Origin of the sequence: uncultured Legionella sp., from assembly GCF_937871865.1 — a bacterium.
In the GTDB taxonomy this organism is placed as follows: Bacteria; Pseudomonadota; Gammaproteobacteria; order Legionellales; family Legionellaceae; genus Legionella.
In genome coordinates this window covers 1-21046 of the sequence record NZ_CALMPD010000297.1, presented here as the reverse complement: position 1 = coordinate 21046, position 21046 = coordinate 1, and the positions used below count along the sequence as shown (strand labels likewise).

Below are 21046 nucleotides of genomic sequence, written 5' to 3'. Positions count from 1 at the left end.
GCATAGCGAAGGATCTCCTGAATCCAGGGAGATCCTTCGTCGTTAGCTCCTCAAGATGACGGCTAAATCCTTAACTTAATGGCGCTCCCCCCCGGCGTGGGGCATTTTGTGATTATTCTTTTGCATGTTATTCTGGAGAGTTAAGGAGGAATCATCGCTGCCCCACTGGGATGATGTTAAGACTGATATAGCATAAGGACATGCAGATGAAGAGGATTCATTTAAAAAGAGCGGCTCTTACCGCAGCAATCGGATTATTATTAAGTGCACCGGGCCATGCTGGAGGACCTTTATGGGAGTATTCAGCGCCGAGCCCTGTGCGTGTGACCGTATCGGCAGGCAGCACAGAGACTGTCCAGTACACGGTGACCAACGTCTCCCGTAGGTCAAAAAATCTGGAGTTACGAGAGACCGCTGGTTTGAGTGCTTCGCCCTGTTATCTGGCCACGAAGGGCAGTGAGTGTACTCTGACTGTGACCATCAATGGCAGTGCCGTTCCTGCGGGCGGGATTCAGGAAGGTCCAATTCTTTGTGAGCAAGATAATCCGAGTCAGTGTTACCATCCCTCAAAGAATTAAACATTGTGAAAAGCAATAGTCCTATAACCGCGATTAGCGCCAGCCCCTCCTCGTTTGGTTTTCTTTTTGGCGGTACCACCCAGGTTGTGACGCTTACGAATAATGGTTCGGTTGACGCCTATAACATCCAGGTTCTTACCCCCCCAGGGTTAGGTGTCGGCGTGAGCAACAATTGCCCTGCATCATTACCTTATACGGCCCCCAATAATACCTGCCAACTGAGCTTTACTTCCGGAAGCACGACAGGCACAACCAAGGCCATGATTGCTGGAAGCAACACCAATACACTGATTGAAGGTATTTCGGTGGACCCTGAATTGGCTCCTCTTGCAATAACCGGAGGAGAGTCGATGACCTTGTTTTCTAATGACGTCGGTGCAGTGGGCAGGATGGCTATAAAAAACAACTCAGCCACTGTGACCGCAACCAACATCACCGCTAATTTAGCACCAACCGCTTTAAATGAACGCATTATTCCAAATGCGAGTAATTGTACTTCAGTAGCTCCTGGAGCAAGCTGTATTTTGCGCTTTATTGTTACAAAAACGGCTGCTGTTGCAGGAGCTACTGATATCCCGGCAACCAGTTTTGCGATTTCGGGAAGCAATACAACGCAGGAAACGGGTACTTTAGTACTTGCCACGGTTACGACAGTACCTTCTGTGGGGTCGCCCTCACAAGGTGGCATAGTAGCGTGTACTGACTCGAGTCTGATGGACTTCTCAACGCTTTATCTAGTGACACCAAAGGCCGATACTTCGCAGTCAGGCATTCAATGGGGACCTACAAACAAGTACGTAGGTGCAATAAACTCTTATGATGGTGCTAGCAACACGCAAATGATTGTGCAAGCAACACCCTCCGGAATGTCTGATATTGCAACACTGTGCTCGGCCTATCAAGATCATGAGGACGGTAGCTCATGCTACCCTTATGATAGTGGTGTGTGTTACGAGGATTGGTATGCACCCGCATACGGTGAATTGGAATGTATGTATAACAATCAAGACGTTATCGGCAATTTCACCAGCACCTACTATTGGAGCTCTACTGAGGTCGACGATTCCCGCGGATTGCTACTCGACTTCAAGGGTAGCAGCATCAACTTCGGGATTCCTGAGTTTAAGAACAAGCACTATCGGCTTCGTTGTGTTCGCGCGGTTACCAATTAATCAATTGCCAGGTCGTATAAACAGCTTGGTGTCACATTTAAATGTAGCTGGATATACGGAGTAAGTCAGGATACGTGTGCAAAGAGACACCTCACTTTCAAAAAGGTTACACCCCTTACTGCATATGGGTTGTAACCTTTTCTCATAGAAATGATGTCGAGAGAAAAATGCCGTCAGTAATTTAAACAACTTTGACCTGAATGATACTATAAATATTTCTATGTGCTTACAATTAAATTATGGATTTGCTTAATTGCCGGCGATTCTCTTACCATATGGTCTTCATACTAGTTTGCCGAAGCTAAATAGCCAGGTTCTCCTTTAGCTTCTGGTAATTCCAACGCCTCACGTTCTCTTCCTAAATAACGTAACGGCTTGCCTGTCATCACGTGATTTTCAATCTGCTCCAAGCTGATGTTCTTGGTTTCTGGCATATAAATATAAGTATAAATTAAGCCCAGAAAACAAATAAAGGCATAAAAAGCAAAAGTATATTCAATGCCAAACATCTGTTGCAGCAGTGGGAAACTAAAAATAACGATGGTGTTAAAAGTCCAATTGCTCATTGCAGATAATCCCATTCCAGCACCACGAACATGAAGAGGAAAAATTTCTGCCATTGCGATATGAGGAATAGGTCCTACACTGATAGCAAATGAGAAAATATATACGGTTAAACAAAGCACCGATAAATAGGGCAACCACATCACCTGATTTAATGAAAACAGACATAAAGCGCCAAGACTGATACAGGTTCCAAAAAATCCAAACAACAATAATTTACGACGTCCAACTTTATCCACACATAAAATAGCAACTACAGTAACCAATAAATTCACCAACCCAATCCCCATAGTCGCCAAAATTTGTCCCGTAGTGCTATCAAGGCCCAAATTCTTAAAAATCTCTGGGGCAAAGCAGATGACTACATTAATTCCGCTTAGCTGTTGCAAACAGAATAAAATCGTTCCCAACATTAAAACAGGCAACAATGGCTTGCTAAATAATAACAGCCAGCTGCCTTTTTGCGGTTCATTAGCCAACGTTGTTTCTATATCCAATAACTCATGTTCAATGGCGTGTGTCTTGCGTAATCGTTTTAAGGATTTTACTGCCGCATTGCGGCGTCCAATACTGCATAACCATCGCGGAGACTCTGGCATGAATAAAATACCAATGCTTAAAATCAAGGCAGGAATTGCGCTTGAGGCAAACATCAGACGCCAGGCTTGCTGTTCAATAAGTAAATAATTCACCGAATAAGAACAAACAATACCAATAGTCATGGCTAATTGATAAATAGCGACCACTGCCCCTCGTGCTTCAATGGTTGCGGTTTCAGCCAGATACAAAGGAGTCAGCACAGAAGCCATACCAATCGCCAATCCCAGAATTAATCGAGACAATACCAAGATGATAATTGAATCGGCCAAGCCTGCACCCAAGGCACCAAAGAAAAAGAGGAGGCCGGCAAAAGACAGTAATGAACGCCGGCCAAATTGCTTAACGCCTTTGGTCGCCATAAACATACCGATAAGCATTGAGCCGAACAGCGCGCCAAAGGGCAATGCAGAAGCCATAATTCCAATATGAGTCGCCGTCAGATCAAAATGGCCTTTTACCAAATCCACGGAACCGGCGATAATCCCCTCATCATAACCAAACAAAAAACCAGCGACAGATCCTATTATCGCGACAATCCAAGCCATACCCTACTCCTTGATTCTATCCTTAAAAATTAATCCATCCATTGGCACCCATTCCTGGCGCATTACCACGTTTTTTTTACTCTACTTACTCATTCGCCAGAACATGGCAAATCGAGATATCCATATGACTCCTACCCCTTAGACCAGATTAAGCTCATTATTAACTGATGAGCTTAATTCAGTAATTAAAGCCCAATCCTTATTTTTAATCGCACTATCAGGGACTATCCAGGAACCGCCAACACAAGAAACATTGGGCAATGCCAAATACTCGTGATAATTTTTTTCATTAATGCCGCCTGTAGGACAAAATCGTGCATCAGGAAATGGGCCATAGATAGCGCGTAACAAGGGAATGCCTCCCATTACTGCAGCAGGAAACAATTTGAAATGGGTGTAACCGGTTTCAAGCCCTTGCATTAACTCGGAAATAGTAGCAATACCTGGAATTAACGGGATAGATGACTTCTGACCCGCCATTAATAGGGAACGCGTGTGACCTGGACTAATAGCAAATTTAGCACCCGCATCACTAACCTGTTGCAAATGCTCAGCCGTTATCACCGTGCCCGCACCAATCAAAGCATCTGGAAAAGTTTGAGTGAGTAATTCAAGAACCTCCAGAGCAATGGGCGTTCTCAAGGTGACTTCAAGTACCTGAACTCCTCCAGCAAATAAGGCCGTCGCGAGAGGTATTGCCTGTTCCAATTCATGAATCACAATCACCGGGACAACTTTAGCTGCTGAAAACACTTGGCTTGGCAGTATTTGCCAATCAGGAAACGACATCAAACTCTCCTATTAATGAATGCTTGAGGCTTACTGCTGCCCCTAAGATACCGGGCTGATCAGCTGTAATGAGATAGGTCGGAATTAGCGCATTAAATTCAGTAAACCGTCCTTTGGCTTCAAACTGAGCTCTAAACTCGCTGTGCTGAATCAAAGAAATTAAACGAGGCACAATACCGCCAGCAATATAGACACCACCGAAGGCCCCCATGGTTAATGCCAGATCACCGGCATAAGCCCCTAAACTGGAAAAGAATTGTTCCACCGCAGCTGTTGCAATGACGCATTGTTGCCTCACAGCCAAAGTAATTATTTCCGCAGCTTTTAACGGGGATTTGTTCAGTCCCTTATAAAGAGCAATTGCTTGATATAAGTTCTCTAGTCCTTGACCTGACAAAATACGCTCAATGGATACATGGGAATAACGCGCTTTAAGATAATTATAAATAAACCATTCCTGTTCTGTTCTTGCTCCCCAATCAACATGACCACCTTCACCAGCATAAGCACGAAATGTGTGTTGGGTCGGCACTAAATAAGCGACACCCAATCCCGTTCCAGCCCCAAGAACAACCTTGACTTGATTCGCTCCAACAGAACCTTCACCAATTTTAACCAGATGATGATGATTCAGAACCGGCAAGCACATGGCGAGGGCAGTAAAATCGTTCATAACCTTAAACTCGGCTAAACCCAGTCTTGTTTTCATGTCCTGAATTGAAAACTGCCAATGGCAATTCGTCATGGCAATCAAATCACCCATCACAGGACAAGCAATTGCTATCGCCACAGACGTTACATACTCTAATGAATGTTGCTTTTGATAAGTCAATAAAACTGATTCAAAACTACTGAATTCAGCACAAGGATAAATTTCAATTTTATCCATATGCAAATCAGCGAGATTAACACGGCTGAAGCGAGCAAAAGTGCCGCCAATATCAGCAACTATTGCATGGTGCTTTAAATCATAATGTGTCATAACGGTATTGTTTTCCCATAAACAAACTGCACGCGCCTTGTTCTGCTCCGGTAAACTGAGTTCTTAAACTCCCAAAAAGCTCGCGTCCCATTCCTTGCATGTATTCGTCTAAATCTGGTGTAGTTAGCGTTCGCTTAGCGAACTCTTCATCGGATACCAGCACCTGCAAAATCCCTCGTTCACCATCAATAACAATCAAATCTCCGGTTACTATTTTAGCCAACAGACCACCATCCATCGCTTCCGGTGTTACATGAATGGCCGCGGGAACTTTACCCGAAGCTCCAGACATACGACCATCAGTGATCAATGCCACCTTAAATCCTTTGTCCATGAGAACACCTAATTTGGGGGTCAATTGATGAAGTTCTGGCATCCCGCACGCCTTTGGACCTTGAAATCGCACGACAACAACACAATCTTTATCCAATGCGCCTGATTTAAACAGCTGTTCAAACTCTTCTTGACTGGAGCAAACAATCGCCGGAGCTTCAATAGCACTTTTCCCCTCTGCCAGCCCCGAAGTCTTAATTACTGCTCGCCCAATATTTCCGCTTAAAACCTGTAAGCCACCTTGAGATTTAAAAGGACTGGAGACTGAAGTTAAGACGTCTTTATCATTTGAGCTGAACGGGCCATCAACCCAAAACAGTTGATTATTATCCAGAACAGGTTGTTGTGTGTATTTATCCAAACCAAATCCCATCACCGTATTGACGTCTGGATGAACCAGACCAGCTTCCAATAAGGTCCTGATAAAGTAAGCCATTCCACCTGCTCGCTGAAAATGATTGATATCAGCAAGACCGTTAGGATAAATCCGGGTAATCAACGGCGTAACTGCTGATAACTGAGCAAAGTCATCCCAATTAACGGTATATCCCGCCATCGAGGCAATCGCTATCAGATGCATGGTATGGTTTGTAGAACCGCCCGAAGCCAATAACCCCACAATACCATTGACAATACTCTTGGCATCAATCATCTGACCAATAGGCATATAATTATTGGTTAAATCAGTGAGTGTTACTACTTGAGCTGCAGCAGCTTTGGTTAACTCATCTCGCATTAACGTATTGGGGTTGATAAAAGACGAGCCGGGCAATTGCAGCCCCATCAGTTCGATGATTAACTGATTAGAATTGGCCGTTCCATAAAAAGTGCAGGTTCCAGCAGAATGATAGGATGCAGCCTCAACCTCCAGCAATGCTTTTTTGTCTGTTTTCCCTTCAGCATATAACTGACGAATTCTGGCTTTTTCCAGATTAGATATGCCCGAAGGCATGGGTCCTGCTGGAACAAATACAAACGGTAAATGGCCAAAACTCAAAGCAGCCATCAGAAGACCTGGTACTATTTTATCGCAAATCCCTAATAACAGCCCTCCATCAAACATGTTATGCGATAAAGCAATTGCCACAGACAGGGCAATCACATCCCTGCTTAATAAACTCAATTCCATACCAGGTTGGCCTTGAGTAATACCATCGCACATGGCAGGAACTCCCCCAGCAAACTGAGCAACTCCACCAGATGCGCTAATTGCTTCTTTAATCAACTCAGGAAAAGAGACATAGGGTTGATGCGCAGACAGCATTTCATTGTAGGAAGAAATGATGGCGATATTTGCTTTACTCACGCCCCGTAAATTTACTTTATCTTGCTTCGTGCACGCAGCAAATCCATGAGCAAGATTTCCGCAATGTAAAAGGCTTCGTTGTGGTCCTTTTACCCGGGCTTTAGCAATATGCTCCAGATATAAACCTCGGCTTTTGGTACTGCGCTCGCAGATATTGGCAGTAACCTGAGTTACAACAGGATGCATATTTTTTCCTTATTACGGTGCATACATCACCTGTAGATTCGCATTTTTGTTATTTAAAAAAGCGCTAACAGGCATAACACAAGGATCTTGATGTGCCATTGCCTGGCTAAATGCTGAGCGTTTCTTTTGCCCGACTAAATGTAAAAAGATGATACGACTATCCAATAGTCTTTTCTTGGACAAAGAAATACGCTGATGGGGTGCCGTTTTAGGTTGTACCAAAAGAAGCGATTTAGCCTCATCATCCAATCCTGACTTAAGCTCTTCACTGCAAGGAAACAATGAGGCAGTGTGTCCATCTTCTCCCATACCCAAAAGAACCACATCAAAAGTAGGCAAAGAGGCAATTTGTGATTCAATTACCGACAACTGCTCTGATGACTCGGCATAGGTACTGTACAAGCCGATGAATGTTGCCTGCTTAGCATAATGTTGTAATAAAAAGGTCTTAACTAATCGTTCATTGCTGTCTGCATTGTTCACCGCAACGCAGCGCTCATCGGCTAAAGTAATCACGACTTTTTCCCAGGGCAAATCAGATTGCGCCAATAGCTTAAACAGCTCAACAGGAGTTTTTCCTCCGGAAACAACCAGATATGCCAGTCCCCTCAGAGCAATTGCCTCGCATAAAATATTTTTTATTTGATCCGCCAAATCACAATTTAATAAATTGGCATCACTGAAACTATATAGTTGCATTTTGTTCATCCCATATATGTGCTTGACCATTAAATAATTTCCGCACTTCATCAGGTCCCCAGGTGCCTGACGGATAGGTATGAAGTGGGGAGTTTTCTGCATCCCATGAATTTTTTATGCCATCTATCCATTGCCACGCCTGTTCAATTTCCTCTCGACTCACGAATAAATATTGATTGCCCTGCATTACCTCCAGCAATAAACGCTCATAAGCATCAGCGATTCTGGGACTATTAGATAAACGGTTAAAATTCAAATCCAGTTTGCTTTCTTGTACGGTGAGGTGTTCACCAAGCCCTGGAACTTTACTCAGAATCCGCAGTTCTAAACCTTCATCAGGCTGTAAACGAAGAACCAACCGATTGGGAGGAAATTCATTCTTAAAATGATGAAATATATTATGAAGTTGTTGCTTAAAATAAATAACCACTTCACTTCGTTTTTTCGCCAACCGTTTTCCTGTAAGTAAGTAAAAAGGCACCCCCGACCATCTCCTGCTATCAATGTACGCTTTAATGGCCACAAAGGTCTCCGTAACCGAATGCGCAACAGCTCCGTTTTCTTCTAAATATCCCGGGATTACCTTATTGTTGATAAAATTACTGGCGTATTGAGCACGAACGGTTTGCGCACACACATTGCCTTGATTGATAAGGCGTAACGATTGCAATACCTTTAATTTTTCATTGCGGATATGCTCTGCAGAAAGGCTTGACGGGGGCTCCATGGCTACTAATGATAAGATCTGTAACACGTGATTCTGTAACATATCACGCACTTGTCCTGATCTATCATAATAGTCCCATCGTCCCTCAACACCTATCTCTTCCGCTACCGTTATTTCAATCTTATCAATAACCTGATGGTCCCAGTTAGATAAAAACATGAAATTCGCAAACCGCAGAACCAATAGATTTAATACTGTTTCTTTACCGAGATAATGATCGATGCGATAAATTTGCTCCTCAGCAAAAAATTGAGCGACTTCATTATTAATTTTTTGCGAGGATTCAAGATTATGACCTATGGGTTTTTCTAAAACCACACGAGAGGGTTGCGAGGTTAATCCAATAAGAGAAAGCCCTTGGCACACTGAAGAGTACAATACCGGAGGAACTGCAAAATAGGAAATAACCGTTTTTTTAGCAGGCGCTACATAATGAATTAACTTCAGATATTCATCATGGAGGGTCAGCTCGAGAGAACAATAATTAAATTTAGTAATAAAGCGTGCCCATATCGACTCATCTATACTCTCAGTGAGTAAGTTCTGCACCCTGATTTTTATTAATTTCAGAAATTCGGGACACGTCAGATTCTCTCGATCGCAACCAATGATGCGCGCATCAATATGAAGAAGATTAAGCTCTTCAAGACGATACAATGCAGGGATTAATTTACGACAAGAGAGATCGCCCAACGCGCCAAACAAGATGAAATCACAAGGGGCGTTTGAAGCCGCCGTTTCGAGCATTTGTTATCCTAAACATTGACTCATTCTGCTGACGTTATCCATCAAGAGAGCTTCTCTCTTGCAAACTGTCCATGAATGAATACTTCCTTATTAAATTTTCATCGATTTTACATCACTGTATCCAAGCGTCAATCAAATTTAAAATTTTTCAAAACGAGAACCATACTCCGATGATTTATTTGCTTATTTCAAAATTGAACCCTCGACTCCAAAAGTATTACATTGCAAAAACTCATTATTATGCTATATCAAATAAATACGGATTTATTCAATTAGACCTAAAATAAGACAGGACACTGATTACCAAGGTCACTATCAGGAGCGAACAATGCTTAATAAACGATTCTCAGAACGGCTTAATAAGGAACTTGATAGTATTGGGGTACCCGAAGAGACTACAGAACGTATTGAGGTTCTATCAAAACTGATTAAAATTCCTAAATTTAAGGCAGAGGCATTATTAAGCGGCACTACAAGTCCTGATGCAGCTGTGTTAGCAATACTGGTGCAGGAACTTGAGGTAAATGCAGATTGGCTGCTTGGCAAAAGTGACTCAAAATCAGACGCGCACTAATTCTGAGCTCCTGATTATTTGTTGCTTCTTGCACGGCATTTTATGCACTATTGTAGATAGGGCCCTAGCAAAGTTTAAGCTTCGCAAGGGCCTTTTTTCATCATCTAACTGTCAGGGTGTGTTAACAACACACCCCAATGAACATGTCGAATTGTTTTATACCAGGATGAAATCAAGTTATTCCAATTAAAATACGAATAAAACTATCCGTGAAAACGATGACTTAAACTGATAGGTTTTGCATTTTTTTCAATGTATTCAATGATTTTTTTAGCAATATTCAGATTGGTCGTTTTTTCTATGCCTTCTAAACCTGGCGATGAATTTATTTCTAAAACTAGTGGTCCGTGGTTTGAACGAATCAGATCAACCCCTGCTACTTTTAACCCCATAGTTTTTGCAGCACTGACAGCAATAGCTCGTTCCTGTGGTGATAATTTTACTTTAGCGGCTTTCCCGCCTTGATGGACATTCGCACGAAATTCACCGTCTTTTGCTTGCCGTTTCATAGCGGCAACCACCTTATCACCAATAACAAAGCAACGGATGTCCGTTCCTCGTGACTCTTCAATAAATTCCTGGACTAATATATTGGCATGCATTTCTTTAAAAGCATTAATAATACTAACGGCAGATTGATGACTGTCAGCCAGAATAACCCCCTTGCCTTGAGTTCCTTCCAAAAGCTTAATGACTAATGGCGCCCCACCAACCATATGAATCAAATCTTCGGTATCATCTGGGGATTGTGCAAAACTGGTCAAGGGCATGGGAATCCCTTTTCGAGCCAACAATTGCAGCGAACGAAATTTATCTCTTGAACGTGCAATCGCGATAGATTCATTTACGGTATACATCCCCATCGTTTCGAAATGCCGTAAAACAGCTGTTCCATAATAAGTAGTAGAAGCCCCTATTCGTGGAATAACTGCATCGAAATGCTGTAATGCGGAACCACCGCGATAATGAACTTTAGGGTTAGAAGCAGCAACATTCATATAGCAATACAAAGGATTAATGATTTTAACCTCATGGCCAGCCGCTTCCCCTTCAGCTTTTAAGCGCTGGTGCGAATACAAATGTGGGTTGGTGGCTAATATTGCAATTTTCATGAATCTATAGTTCCTCAATTATTTTTATTTTATTTCTAATAGCCCGTTTGCACTTCTACTGTGTGAGCCCAAAGAGCAAAATGCAAACAGAGTTAATAAAGCCTAGTTTAAAAATTATGAATTCTCACCCTCGACTGAGCGAAAATGAGAATTAAAATTTTATAAGCTGTGAATTATAAGCGCGAACGTATGTGGCGCTGATGACCAATGCCTTTATTTATTATTTCGTTATGAGACTAATAATAAATAATCCTTGGCAAGCAAGTCAGCATGATGCGGTGTTGTAAAGAACGCATTTAACTCGCCTTGTGGATTAAATAACATAACAGCCCCACTATGCTGAACATCATAGATCTTAGGATCGTCATTCTCTTTGTTGACCACTTTCGCATAAGCAATGCCCATCTCTCTGGTCATGAGCTTAATGGAGTCTTCTTCGCCTCGTGCACCATAAAAAGTGCTATTAAATGATTTGACGTAATTACCTAATTTATCCAGACTGTCTCGCTCTGGATCAATTGATATCATTACAACCCGAGGCAGATTTTTCACCTTTTTCTCTTCAAGAATCCGATACATTTTACCCAGTTCTGCCATGGTAGTAGGACAGAGATAACCGCAGTTGGTAAAACCAAAAAAAACTAATGTCCATTGCCCCTGCAGGTTAATGTTTTCAAAGGTTTGTTGATCCGTACCAATCAAGCTGAATTGATTTATTGTTCGTGGATTTTCAAGATAAGTTCCATGAAATTGAGCTGCATCAATTTTTTTCTTGAAATGAAGGTGTTGTGATACAAAAATACCCGTAAATAAACTGGCTAGAGCCAACAAAATGGATACAGTCAAAGTAACGCCTTTTATTTTTACTCTCATTCTAACCCCTTACAGATAGTGATCTATCAATAAAAACACAAATAACAACATCAAATATACAATGGAAAATCTAAAGGTTTGCATTGCCACGACCGGTTTATCCGTCCGATACAATTTATGAGCCCAATACAAAAATCGTCCGCCAAGAATTAATGCCCCAATCACATAAATCAGCCCGCTCATTCCCACCACAAAGGGCAAAACACTGACGACCAATAATAGGATTGTATATAAATAAACATTCAATTTGGTGAATTGTATACCATGAGTCACTGGGAGCATAGGAATTTGAGCATGTTTATATTCTTCAAATCGATAAATAGCCAAAGCCCAAAAATGAGGGGGGGTCCACGTGAAAATGATTAATACCAATAATAACGCTTGCGGATCCAACTGATTGGTTACAGCAGTCCACCCCAATAACGGAGGAGCAGCGCCAGCCAATCCGCCTATAACGATGTTCTGCGAGGTAGCTCGCTTTAAATAGCCGGTATAGACGCCAGCATAACCAATCAAGGTCACAAAAGTAAGCATGGCCGTTAATTTATTAACCAATACAGTCAATACAGCTAAGCCCGAAACCCCAATAATGACGGCAAACCATAAGGCCTGAGCAACGCTAACCCGACCATGAGCTACAGGTCTTTTTTTGGTTCTGGCCATGATGGAATCAATATGCCGGTCCACTAAATGATTAATCGCCGCAGCACTACCCGCACAAAGGCCAACTCCGACTAAAGTAAAACCAACTAAAGATAAATCAATCCATCCAGGCGTTGCTAAATACATACCAACAACGACTGTTAACAGCATAAGCAAAACCACGCGAGGTTTGCACAATTCAATATAATCACGCCAATTCACAGATGGCTGTGTTACTAATTCAGCCGACATAATCAGCCCCCTTTCGTGTAAATTGCAGCATACTAAATACAGTAGCCAATAGTAATGCTGCTATCCCATTATGAGCCACTGCCACAGGAAGAGGCAGCAAATAAAGCACGTTCAAAATCCCTAAGGTAAATTGAAGCACTACAAATAAAATCAAAAGCAAAGCGCCGACCCTTAAAGCCAAGGAGCGCACTTTACCCAAAAGAAGCATTGAAAATATCAAGAGGTAGGCAGCAGTTACAACGGCGCCAATCCGATGAATGAACTGAATACTGACTCGAACCTCATTATCCAATAATCCACCTTGATAATTCGCTCCAACGGGTGAAAATAAATTAAACCCTTCCATAAAATGTAATTCAGGAAACCAAGTACCGTTACACATAGGAAATCCGATGCATGAGATGCCGGCATAGTTAGAACTAACCCATCCACCCAATGCTATTTGCAAGAAGACAATAAGCAGCCCCAAACGTAATCCCATACGCCATTGGCTCCAATGTTCTGGCTTAATGGCACTCATTTGCAAACGAAAGCGACATAGGAAAGCAAAAATAAGCATTCCGCCTAAAAGGTGTCCCATAACCACAACAGGTAAGAGTTTTAATGTGACTGTCCACATTCCCAGTGCCGCTTGAAAAAGAACAAGAACCATTAACGTCAATGGCAAATGCCAGGGTAACTGCTCCCCTTGATATTTTTTACGGAATACATTAATACCAATAAAAAAAATCAATAATCCTAATGCTCCTGCAGCATAACGATGGGCCATTTCAGTCCAGGCTTTTCGTGATTCAATTGGAATCAAGGGAAACTTGGTCTGAGCTTGCTGCAATCCGTCCTGTGCTGATGGAAGCACCATTTTACCATAACAACCTGGCCAATCAGGACAACCTAACCCTGCATCAGTTAAACGGGTATAAGCACCTAACATCACCACAAACAAGGCTAATAATACGGCAAGAGTAGCCGCCACTCGTATTGATTTATTCTGCATCACGTTAAGTACTCTTATGTTCTGTAGTGCTAAGTAGCAGTTTTAAATCCTTATATACATCATCAGGATTTCCTCCCGCTTGATAGCTAAGAATAAGGAAATTATCCGGGTTGGCTATAAAAATAGTTGCATTGGCGGGCAAACCACTCATCTTTGCCATATCAGCAGCAGGTAAAGTAATTACGTTGATGTCCTGTTCCTTTAGCAGGGGTTTTAATTCTTCTGCTAATAAGGATGAGTGCTCATCCAGAACCAACCATTCATCGACTTGATACAATTTACGTCCCAAAGCTAATCGAACTCGAGCCAACATATTTAATTGCTGGATGCAGTCTTTTTTACAACCACCAGGGCTTAAAAAAACTATTTTCCATTTGGATTGCTGATCAAATGAATTCAACGCAATCGGAGGCGAAAGCAACGTGCCTTTATTTATTTTGGACGTGCCCAACCATTCCGGGTGCTGATAAAACAAATAAGCTGTTATTCCAGGTGCCGCAAACATTATGGCTAATAACAACAAAACAGAATACTTAGAGGTTTGTTTCTTCATATTTTTTTCTTCAGATTCAACGCTACAAATATAATCAGGATAACCAATGCCATAGCAAACCATTGCAGAGCATAAGCCAAATGGCGCTGCGGAGGCATGGATACTATGGCCCATTCACGCACAAATCCATGTGCGTCTTGCTTGTCGAGGCGAATAATAAACGGATAGACCTTTTTTTGCAAAAGTTGGCTCAGCAATTTTACGTCTAAAATCTCAAGTATCGTAATTCCTCGTTCTTTTTCTTCAGTTCCAGGCCCTAAAACCCATTGATTTTTTCCTGGGAAATAGGTACTGCCTTTTATTTTAATCAGCCCTTGTGGCGTTTGAACTTCCGGCAAAGAACTCCTGGAATGTGTTCCTGGAATCCATCCTCTGTCCACCATGACAATACTGCCGTCAGTTAACTCAAAAGGAGAAAGCACATCGTAGCCGAACTGATGTTGGTGATGTTGATTATCCAACAAAAAAACCTTTGGCGAATAAGTTCCATTCACTATAATGCGTTGGTATTGCTTCGGCTTATCTTTCCCCTCATCCCAATCAATCGGGTCTTGCTTTGCCAAGGCTTCTTCTGCAGCGATCATATTCACTTTTTCATCCGAACGCTGAATCTGCCAAAACCCCAAGCGCACAAATAAAGCAATAAAGAGTGTTGCAAGAACAATCATTAACCAATTTGGGGTGAAACGAAAGTTAAAACAGGTTAAACTAGGCATAGTTTATCAATTGCTCAAAAAGTTGGCTAACTTCCGACTGAAGAAAGCAATTTCGGGAGTATAACAAATGATCACCAAAATCTTCATCCTCTTTGTCATGTTTATTATCGCAGGTTCATTAGCGAGCGGACTGTTTTTCCTGATAAAAGACTCTGGAAACACCACACGAACAGTAAAAGCGTTAACATTAAGGATAGGTATCTCATTCACTTTATTTATTTTTTTATTTATTGCCTTTCGCTTGGGATTAATTTCGCCGCACGGCCTTTGAAATAAAAAAAATATTCACCTGATGTGAAAATATTTAGAAAATAATGAGAACTGTGACTATACTTTTAACAACATGGACCCAAAGCGAGGGGAGCAATCATGATGATACTGCTGTTTTTGCTTTATTTCTTAATTGGCATCCAACTCCTGATTAAGCCGAACAGAAGCATTCCGCTACAGTTTTTATTGTGTTTAATTCTTACTCTCTGCAGTTTCAATTTTCATAGCCATCTGGTGCACTTATGAACATTCAAAAGAAAGTGCATATTTGGGGAAACAGTTTTGGACTGTTTGCCATTTGTAGTATTTTTATTTTTGCTTTTGTAGAGCAGATTATTAACCATTCCCTTCCCTGTCCTTTATGTATATTACAAAGAATCTGTTTTGCAGGCATAGGAATCTGCTTGATAATGAATTTACGTTTGGGATTTAAGCCAGCACATTATGGCTTAATGCTATTACAAGCGTTATTAGGCTTAGCCATCGCAGGAAAACAGCATCTTTTACATACGGCCCCTAATGATCCAGGCTATGGCAGTCCTTTTTTAGGATTGTATTTTTATACCTGGTCTGCCCTGATTTTCCTTATGATTGTTGGCTTTATAGCCGTTGCCATGGTATTGGAACGCGGGCTTGATCCTCAATACAAAACATCAAATAAAGGGATGATGATATTCATGGGCTTTTTTCTTTTCTTGATTCTTGCGAATGGAATCAGTACATTTCTAGAATGTGGCCCGTATATTTGTCCGGATAATCCCACTACCTATTATTTTTTTAAATAGGGAACATTGACCTTATCAGCCCAAAATACCTCTGTAGGTTTTGACATGAGAGGTCAACAGCCCCAATTTTTGCAGGAATTTAAGGAATTCATTATGCGTTTGTTATTAGTAAGTTTAATTATTTTTTGCAACAATATGTACGCAGATACCATTAATAACTACATGAATATCGCAAACAATATTCCGCAAATGGAAATCAAAGCGGACCCGCAGGCACAAGCCTGGGCCAGATCAGCCCGACACGTCCTCACTATAACCTGTGAAAGCATTGCGGAGACGTTAATTCAAGCAAATGAGACGGCTAAAAATCAAGGGAAGCCTATTTTTTGTCTGCCGCCGGGAAAACAATTAAATTCAATAACCATGAATGAACTGATTCAGCAGACCTATAAAGAAATTTCAAGTCAGCAAAGTGATAAAAATACCATGACCGTATCTCAAATAGCATTGTTAGGAGTGAGCAAACAATTCCCATGCCAGCGAAACCCAGCCGAAAAACAAATGGAACACGTTGCTTCATTACTGTCGCATTAACAAATATTCATAGGTGACTCATTGAGGCTACCTTGCCTCTCTCTCTAGCTCTCTCCCCTAGGGAGAGAGGACTGACGGACTGCGAAAGAGGGATTTTTAAGTTGCGTCATTGGTGAGCGCTACTAAAAGGGAATCAATAAATTTACTGACTAAACTCTTCAAAAGCTTCCAAGGCTTCTGCAGCATACATTAAAGACGGGCCGCCCCCCATGTACACAGCCATACCCAAAGTTTCCAGTAATTCTGCTCTTGTGGTTTGTAACTTAATTAATGTTTGGGCATGAAAGCCAATGCAACCAGGACATTGTTTGGCCACTGCGAGCGCCATAGCAATGAGTTCTTTGGTCTTTTTATCTAATACACCTTCTTTATTTGCGGCTTGAGACAAAGCGGCAAATCCTGCCATGAATTCAGGCATTTCTTTACGCATTTTGCCCAGCTGAGTGCTGATGTCTTTGGTAATATTGGAAAATTTATCCGACATTAGAGAAACTCCTTTTTATTTTTAAGTTATTGAACGCCACTAATTTACCGTACTATTTCAGAGAGCAAAAGGCTATTTATGAAATAAGCATTGATATATATAAAAAAAAATCAATTTATAATATCGCTTGATTTAATGTTTCTTTTGCTAAAGTAAGACGTCGCTCCACTTCGCCGAGCTCTGCACGCAATGCAAGAACAGCATCAACATTATTTGAATGGGACAAATGTTCCAGAGATTTCACCATGGCCTGTTGTTGTTGAGTTAACGTGTTGATATCTGTTTCCAGATTTTGAATCCATTGCTGGCGCGTGCTTAACATCTTAACGCCAAAAGAAGCAGGTTCAGCAGCTTTACTTTTCTTATTGTCTATCTGACATAAAGCAACCAGAACATTGATTTTTTGTTTAATTCGAGAAGCAAGAAAATGGGCGCTGCGCTCATTTTTTTGTTGGGACAAAGCAAGCATATCCGCTTTAATTTCTTTAACACAGCCAGCGCCAGTTAGCTCAAAACCCGTGCGAAATAAGCCCCGGGGTAAATTATGACTGGAAATGGCGGAACTGAGCTCGCTAATTTTCCATTCCAGCTCGGGCAAACGAGAATTCAATTCAGTCAATAGCTCATTAATGGAATTCATAATGTGATTTTTAATTGATGCCTTGTAATCATTTTAAACAGCTGTTTCCAAATTCATTTGTTTTCTTTGCAGCCAGGAACTCACAAATGGAGGAGCACACATTAACACTAAACCAATCAATAACGTGGCTTCATATCGAGCAGTACTGCCAACATCAATCCCTTCTGGAGGGATAAAGCTGACACCCAATGTAGTCAGAACACCAATTATCCCAATACCTGCGACAAACAACATACCAGCCATACCACCTGGAATTTTAAACGGACGGTGATGATCAGGCTGGCTTAAACGCAGTTTAATAGCCGCAATGAACATTATAAAGTACATCAACATATAAAGTTGAGCAGCCAAAGCAGTTAATAACCAATAAGAACCATTCACACTAGGCATAAAAAGAAATAATGCGGATAATATCGTTACGATTACTGCCTGGGTAATCAACATCACCACTGGCGCACCTTTAGCATTCGTACGTTGAAATGCTTCTGGTAAATTGCCATCTTCTGCTGCTACCAATAAGCCTTTAGTGGGTGCTATTATCCAATTACTTACTCCGCCAAGCCCTCCCAGAACGAGCATGACTGCTACTACAGGCATCATCCAGTACATGTTATACGTTAGAAAAAATGCTTCGAAGGCCTGCATAATCCCTGCAACCAAATTAATATCATTTCCTGGTAACACCACTGCAATAGCCAGAGACCCCAGTATCAAAGTACTCAAAATGATCCCGACCGAATAAATTAATGCCCGCGGAAAAGCATGCTGAGGATTCTTGACATCATTGGCATGTACTGTTGCGATTTCTATGCCACAAAAAGACATCATAATCGCGGTTAAAGAAACCCACATCGACTTATCCTCGAGCTGCGGTACAATGCTAGGAATGTCAAATTTTATCTGCAGGGGATTTCCTTGCATAATCCAGACAGCCCCCAAGCCAATAATTAAGGACATAGGCAATAATAACCCAGCCAGAGAACAAAAACTGCTGAACATCGCGGAGGATTTCATGCCTCGCAAATTAAGTAGGGTAGCCCCCCAGAAACAACAGACAATCACAGTCCAAAGGAAATAAGGGTTGCTGGTTAAAGCAGGATTAATCAAATAACCAATTGTTCCGGCAACAAAAGAGAGTAGAGTCGGATACCAGATAACATTTTCTATCCATTGCAACCATATCGCTAAAAAGCCGGTTTTTTTACCAAAAGCCTCTTTAACCCAAACGTAAATTCCTCCCTGTTTAGCCCAACCCGAGGCTAATTCTGCAGATACGAGTGCCGTAGGAATAAGGAAAAATAAAGCCCCTAAGATAAAGTAAAATATTAATTGGCTTCCAAACAGAGCCGTTGCAGGTAAATTTCGTATGCTGTCTACCGAGCCAACTGTAATCATAGTCAGGCTAAATATAGTAAGTGAGTGCTTTTTATTGCTCATTGCATTCCTTCATTGCAGTCTATTCGGAATCAAAAAACTTATTATATAAAAATAAGCTTAAGGAAACCTTAATAATCGCGTAAAAAATAAACAAATACCTTCATTCTATTGGAGTCCCTTTCAAATAGATATCCGAAACCATCGAACAGATATCGTTTTTTAAAGGAGGCTTTTTCAAACTCGGTGCCCATTTCAATACCAGGCTGTTCCATGGCCTGATAACTGATTTAAAAATCATCATATCAGTTTTTTTATTGAAACAGAATGTATCACAAGTGCAACTTATAATTACACTACGTTGCTCAAATATTTACTCCGCAAAAATAATAGACTCCATTTTGCATCAAATATCATGAGGTCACTTGCCTGTACCATAGGCGTTTAGCAGTAGGAGCAATAAAATGTATTAAATAAAAATCAATGATACACTACCCCTGCAGGTGTGTTTCATTTATATTATGAACAAAATTCACAATAGTAAGGAAGAAAGAATGGACTTTAATAAAAAAGGGGGGCGATCTGATATAGACAACGCGCCTTCTAATACGGCGTTTTTTTTGAGAAAACTGGTCTCTGGCTGCTTTGGTTTAGCCATAGCATTACCAGTATGTGCAGGCACGATGGGAGAGGTGGCTCCTAACCAACTCAACTGGACAGCAACCGGAAGCTTAGGTTACACCGTGTATGAAGACATGTATCGCGGAGATGGTGGCACAGCGATAGGACGACTGGCCCTGGGACGTGAGCTTTATCGCACCTCAGGCATGACATTGGGTTTGGAAGTTGGCGTACAAAATGGCAACACGATGCGTTATTTCCCTTCTCAATATATTGTTGATACCTTAGGTGGATTGCCAATTCGAACCACAGCAAAACCGATGCTTGATGTGCTGGCTACATTAACGACTGCATCCATGGGAACAACACCATTCTTTGGCGTACTCAAAGGAGGAGCAGCATACCGTCGTTGGCAATTTGATGATCGTAACAGCATTAACGATCTGTCCAAATTTGCTGGTGAGGTTCAGGCCGGCTTAGGTTATACCATCAGTGAAAAGACAAATTTGAGTCTGGTGTATCAAGGCATTTATGGCTCCAGCCCTGATTTTCATCTTAATGTCGCAGCAGAAACAGGTCATGTTGACAATATCCCTATGCAACATGGAGTTTTATTGAGTTTTACCGTTGCTTTATAATTTCAAGACAAGGATTTCTCATGAATCACAAACCGTTATTTGTTTCATTATTGCTCGCATCATTAAATAATTTCGGTTATGCCGCAAACCCCGCATCAACAGATTACGTCAATAAGAAGGTGCTAGAACTCCAACAACTACTCGAATCACAAATTGCAGGTCTACCTGGAGGGGTGGCTGCCGGTGGTACTATCGGGCAGATTCTTGCCAAAGCAAGTAATGCTAATTATGATACTCAGTGGATAAATCCACCTCCCACTTATACTGTAGGTCAAACATCTCAGGGAGGCGTTGTGTTTTGGGTAGATTCGACTGGTCAGCATGGCTTGGTTGCTGCCGCGGCTGATAATAGTGCGGGAATACGCTGGGGTACTACTGGAGCTGATCCACTGAAAACCCTTACCCTTGCAAGAGGAAATGAGCTTTTTTCTGGCAGCACGAATACTACCTTAATTATTGCCAGACAGGCTTCAGAAGATGATAGCGCTAACTCTGCGGCCCTGCTCTGCGCAAGCTATAATGCACAAAACTATGGCGATTGGTATTTGCCCTCACAGACTGAACTTAATTTATTATGGCAAAATAGCAATATAAACGGCGGACCCGTTGGCGGATTTAATGTTGGCAACTATTGGAGTTCTTTTGAAGATGCCACCCAACCCCTGACCGCTTGGTATCAAACGTTTGCCACTGGCCAACAGCTCAATGTCAATAAGGACACCCTGCTCAATGTACGTTGTATTCGGGCTTTTTAAC

At 41.6% G+C, this 21046-nt stretch carries 24 protein-coding genes; 9 read left to right on the top strand and 15 right to left on the bottom strand.

Going from position 1 to position 21046, the window contains the following annotated elements:
• Positions 1 to 206: 206 nt before the first annotated feature.
• Positions 207 to 578, top strand: a complete 372-nt coding sequence (locus tag Q0495_RS16085; RefSeq protein WP_298628155.1) for a hypothetical protein — start codon at positions 207 to 209, stop codon at positions 576 to 578.
• 5 nt (positions 579 to 583) lie between these two features.
• Positions 584 to 1750, top strand: coding sequence for a hypothetical protein (locus Q0495_RS16080; RefSeq protein ID WP_298628152.1), 1167 nt, complete (start codon positions 584 to 586; stop codon positions 1748 to 1750).
• A gap of 287 nt (positions 1751 to 2037) precedes the next feature.
• Here Q0495_RS16080 and Q0495_RS16075 read toward each other — a convergent pair whose 3' ends face one another.
• The 6 genes from Q0495_RS16075 to zwf all read right to left on the bottom strand — a co-directional run bounded on the left by Q0495_RS16075 (position 2038) and on the right by zwf (position 9228).
• On the bottom strand, positions 2038 to 3459 hold the full coding sequence (locus Q0495_RS16075; protein WP_298628151.1) for a sugar porter family MFS transporter: 1422 nt from the start codon (positions 3457 to 3459) through the stop codon (positions 2038 to 2040).
• A gap of 138 nt (positions 3460 to 3597) precedes the next feature.
• On the bottom strand, positions 3598 to 4248 hold the full coding sequence (locus Q0495_RS16070) for a bifunctional 4-hydroxy-2-oxoglutarate aldolase/2-dehydro-3-deoxy-phosphogluconate aldolase (protein WP_298628149.1): 651 nt from the start codon (positions 4246 to 4248) through the stop codon (positions 3598 to 3600).
• Positions 4235 to 5230 carry a glucokinase gene (gene glk, locus Q0495_RS16065; RefSeq protein WP_298628147.1) on the bottom strand — a complete coding sequence of 332 codons (996 nt, stop codon included), beginning with the start codon at positions 5228 to 5230 and terminating at the stop codon, positions 4235 to 4237. The genes Q0495_RS16070 and glk overlap by 14 nt, the downstream gene beginning before the upstream one ends.
• A complete protein-coding gene (edd, locus tag Q0495_RS16060; RefSeq protein ID WP_298628144.1) occupies positions 5217 to 7055 on the bottom strand; it encodes a phosphogluconate dehydratase in 1839 nt (612 codons plus the stop codon). The genes glk and edd overlap by 14 nt, the downstream gene beginning before the upstream one ends.
• 12 nt (positions 7056 to 7067) lie before the next feature.
• Positions 7068 to 7754 (bottom strand): 6-phosphogluconolactonase, encoded by a 687-nt coding sequence (gene pgl, locus Q0495_RS16055; protein WP_298628141.1) that lies wholly within the window; start codon positions 7752 to 7754, stop codon positions 7068 to 7070.
• Positions 7741 to 9228, bottom strand: a complete 1488-nt coding sequence (zwf, locus tag Q0495_RS16050) for a glucose-6-phosphate dehydrogenase (protein ID WP_298628140.1) — start codon at positions 9226 to 9228, stop codon at positions 7741 to 7743. Before zwf ends, pgl begins: the two co-directional genes overlap by 14 nt.
• A 328-nt stretch (positions 9229 to 9556) precedes the next feature.
• Here zwf and Q0495_RS16045 point away from each other — a divergent pair, with 328 nt between their 5' ends.
• The gene (locus Q0495_RS16045) at positions 9557 to 9802 is read left to right on the top strand and encodes a hypothetical protein (RefSeq protein WP_298628136.1); all 246 of its coding nucleotides are present in this window, start codon (positions 9557 to 9559) and stop codon (positions 9800 to 9802) included.
• Positions 9803 to 10005: 203 nt separating this feature from the next.
• On the opposite strand, the gene rimK is transcribed toward Q0495_RS16045, so the two are convergent.
• The 6 genes from rimK to Q0495_RS16015 all read right to left on the bottom strand — a co-directional run bounded on the left by rimK (position 10006) and on the right by Q0495_RS16015 (position 14944).
• Positions 10006 to 10914 carry a 30S ribosomal protein S6--L-glutamate ligase gene (gene rimK, locus Q0495_RS16040; RefSeq protein WP_298628134.1) on the bottom strand — a complete coding sequence of 303 codons (909 nt, stop codon included), beginning with the start codon at positions 10912 to 10914 and terminating at the stop codon, positions 10006 to 10008.
• Positions 10915 to 11142: 228 nt separating this feature from the next.
• Positions 11143 to 11787 (bottom strand): SCO family protein, encoded by a 645-nt coding sequence (locus Q0495_RS16035; protein ID WP_298628132.1) that lies wholly within the window; start codon positions 11785 to 11787, stop codon positions 11143 to 11145.
• Between the two features lie 9 nt (positions 11788 to 11796).
• A complete protein-coding gene (gene cyoE, locus Q0495_RS16030) occupies positions 11797 to 12681 on the bottom strand; it encodes a heme o synthase (protein ID WP_298628129.1) in 885 nt (294 codons plus the stop codon).
• Positions 12671 to 13675 (bottom strand): heme A synthase, encoded by a 1005-nt coding sequence (locus tag Q0495_RS16025; RefSeq protein ID WP_298628158.1) that lies wholly within the window; start codon positions 13673 to 13675, stop codon positions 12671 to 12673. Before Q0495_RS16025 ends, cyoE begins: the two co-directional genes overlap by 11 nt.
• 4 nt (positions 13676 to 13679) lie before the next feature.
• Entirely contained in the window at positions 13680 to 14228 is a 549-nt protein-coding gene (locus tag Q0495_RS16020; protein ID WP_298628127.1) for a hypothetical protein, read from the bottom strand.
• Complete coding sequence (locus Q0495_RS16015; RefSeq protein WP_298628125.1) at positions 14225 to 14944, bottom strand: SURF1 family protein; 720 nt, start codon at positions 14942 to 14944, stop codon at positions 14225 to 14227. The genes Q0495_RS16020 and Q0495_RS16015 overlap by 4 nt, the downstream gene beginning before the upstream one ends.
• Positions 14945 to 15011: 67 nt before the next feature.
• Between Q0495_RS16015 and Q0495_RS16010 the strand changes: the two genes are divergently transcribed.
• From Q0495_RS16010 to Q0495_RS16000, 4 genes are all read left to right on the top strand, one after another.
• Complete coding sequence (locus Q0495_RS16010; protein WP_298628122.1) at positions 15012 to 15215, top strand: twin transmembrane helix small protein; 204 nt, start codon at positions 15012 to 15014, stop codon at positions 15213 to 15215.
• Positions 15216 to 15313: 98 nt separating this feature from the next.
• Positions 15314 to 15460 (top strand): DUF5993 family protein, encoded by a 147-nt coding sequence (locus tag Q0495_RS16885; protein ID WP_367274452.1) that lies wholly within the window; start codon positions 15314 to 15316, stop codon positions 15458 to 15460.
• Positions 15457 to 15999 (top strand): disulfide bond formation protein B, encoded by a 543-nt coding sequence (locus tag Q0495_RS16005; protein ID WP_298628119.1) that lies wholly within the window; start codon positions 15457 to 15459, stop codon positions 15997 to 15999. The genes Q0495_RS16885 and Q0495_RS16005 overlap by 4 nt, the downstream gene beginning before the upstream one ends.
• Before the next feature lie 93 nt (positions 16000 to 16092).
• On the top strand, positions 16093 to 16533 hold the full coding sequence (locus Q0495_RS16000) for a phosphatase (RefSeq protein ID WP_298628116.1): 441 nt from the start codon (positions 16093 to 16095) through the stop codon (positions 16531 to 16533).
• Positions 16534 to 16675: 142 nt separating this feature from the next.
• Here the strand turns inward: Q0495_RS16000 and Q0495_RS15995 are convergent, their stop codons facing one another.
• The 3 genes from Q0495_RS15995 to Q0495_RS15985 form a co-directional block, all read right to left on the bottom strand.
• On the bottom strand, positions 16676 to 17017 hold the full coding sequence (locus Q0495_RS15995; protein ID WP_298628113.1) for a carboxymuconolactone decarboxylase family protein: 342 nt from the start codon (positions 17015 to 17017) through the stop codon (positions 16676 to 16678).
• Positions 17018 to 17132: 115 nt separating this feature from the next.
• The gene (locus Q0495_RS15990) at positions 17133 to 17657 is read right to left on the bottom strand and encodes a primosomal replication protein PriC (RefSeq protein WP_298628110.1); all 525 of its coding nucleotides are present in this window, start codon (positions 17655 to 17657) and stop codon (positions 17133 to 17135) included.
• 33 nt (positions 17658 to 17690) lie between these two features.
• Positions 17691 to 19094: an APC family permease gene (locus Q0495_RS15985; protein ID WP_298628107.1), complete on the bottom strand. Its 1404-nt coding sequence runs from the start codon at positions 19092 to 19094 to the stop codon at positions 17691 to 17693.
• 491 nt (positions 19095 to 19585) lie between these two features.
• On the opposite strand from Q0495_RS15985, the gene Q0495_RS15980 reads away from it, so the two are divergent.
• Both Q0495_RS15980 and Q0495_RS15975 read left to right on the top strand, forming a co-directional pair.
• Positions 19586 to 20290, top strand: coding sequence for a hypothetical protein (locus Q0495_RS15980; protein ID WP_298628105.1), 705 nt, complete (start codon positions 19586 to 19588; stop codon positions 20288 to 20290).
• 20 nt (positions 20291 to 20310) lie between these two features.
• Positions 20311 to 21045, top strand: coding sequence for a DUF1566 domain-containing protein (locus Q0495_RS15975; protein WP_298628102.1), 735 nt, complete (start codon positions 20311 to 20313; stop codon positions 21043 to 21045).
• Position 21046: the final 1 nt, after the last annotated feature.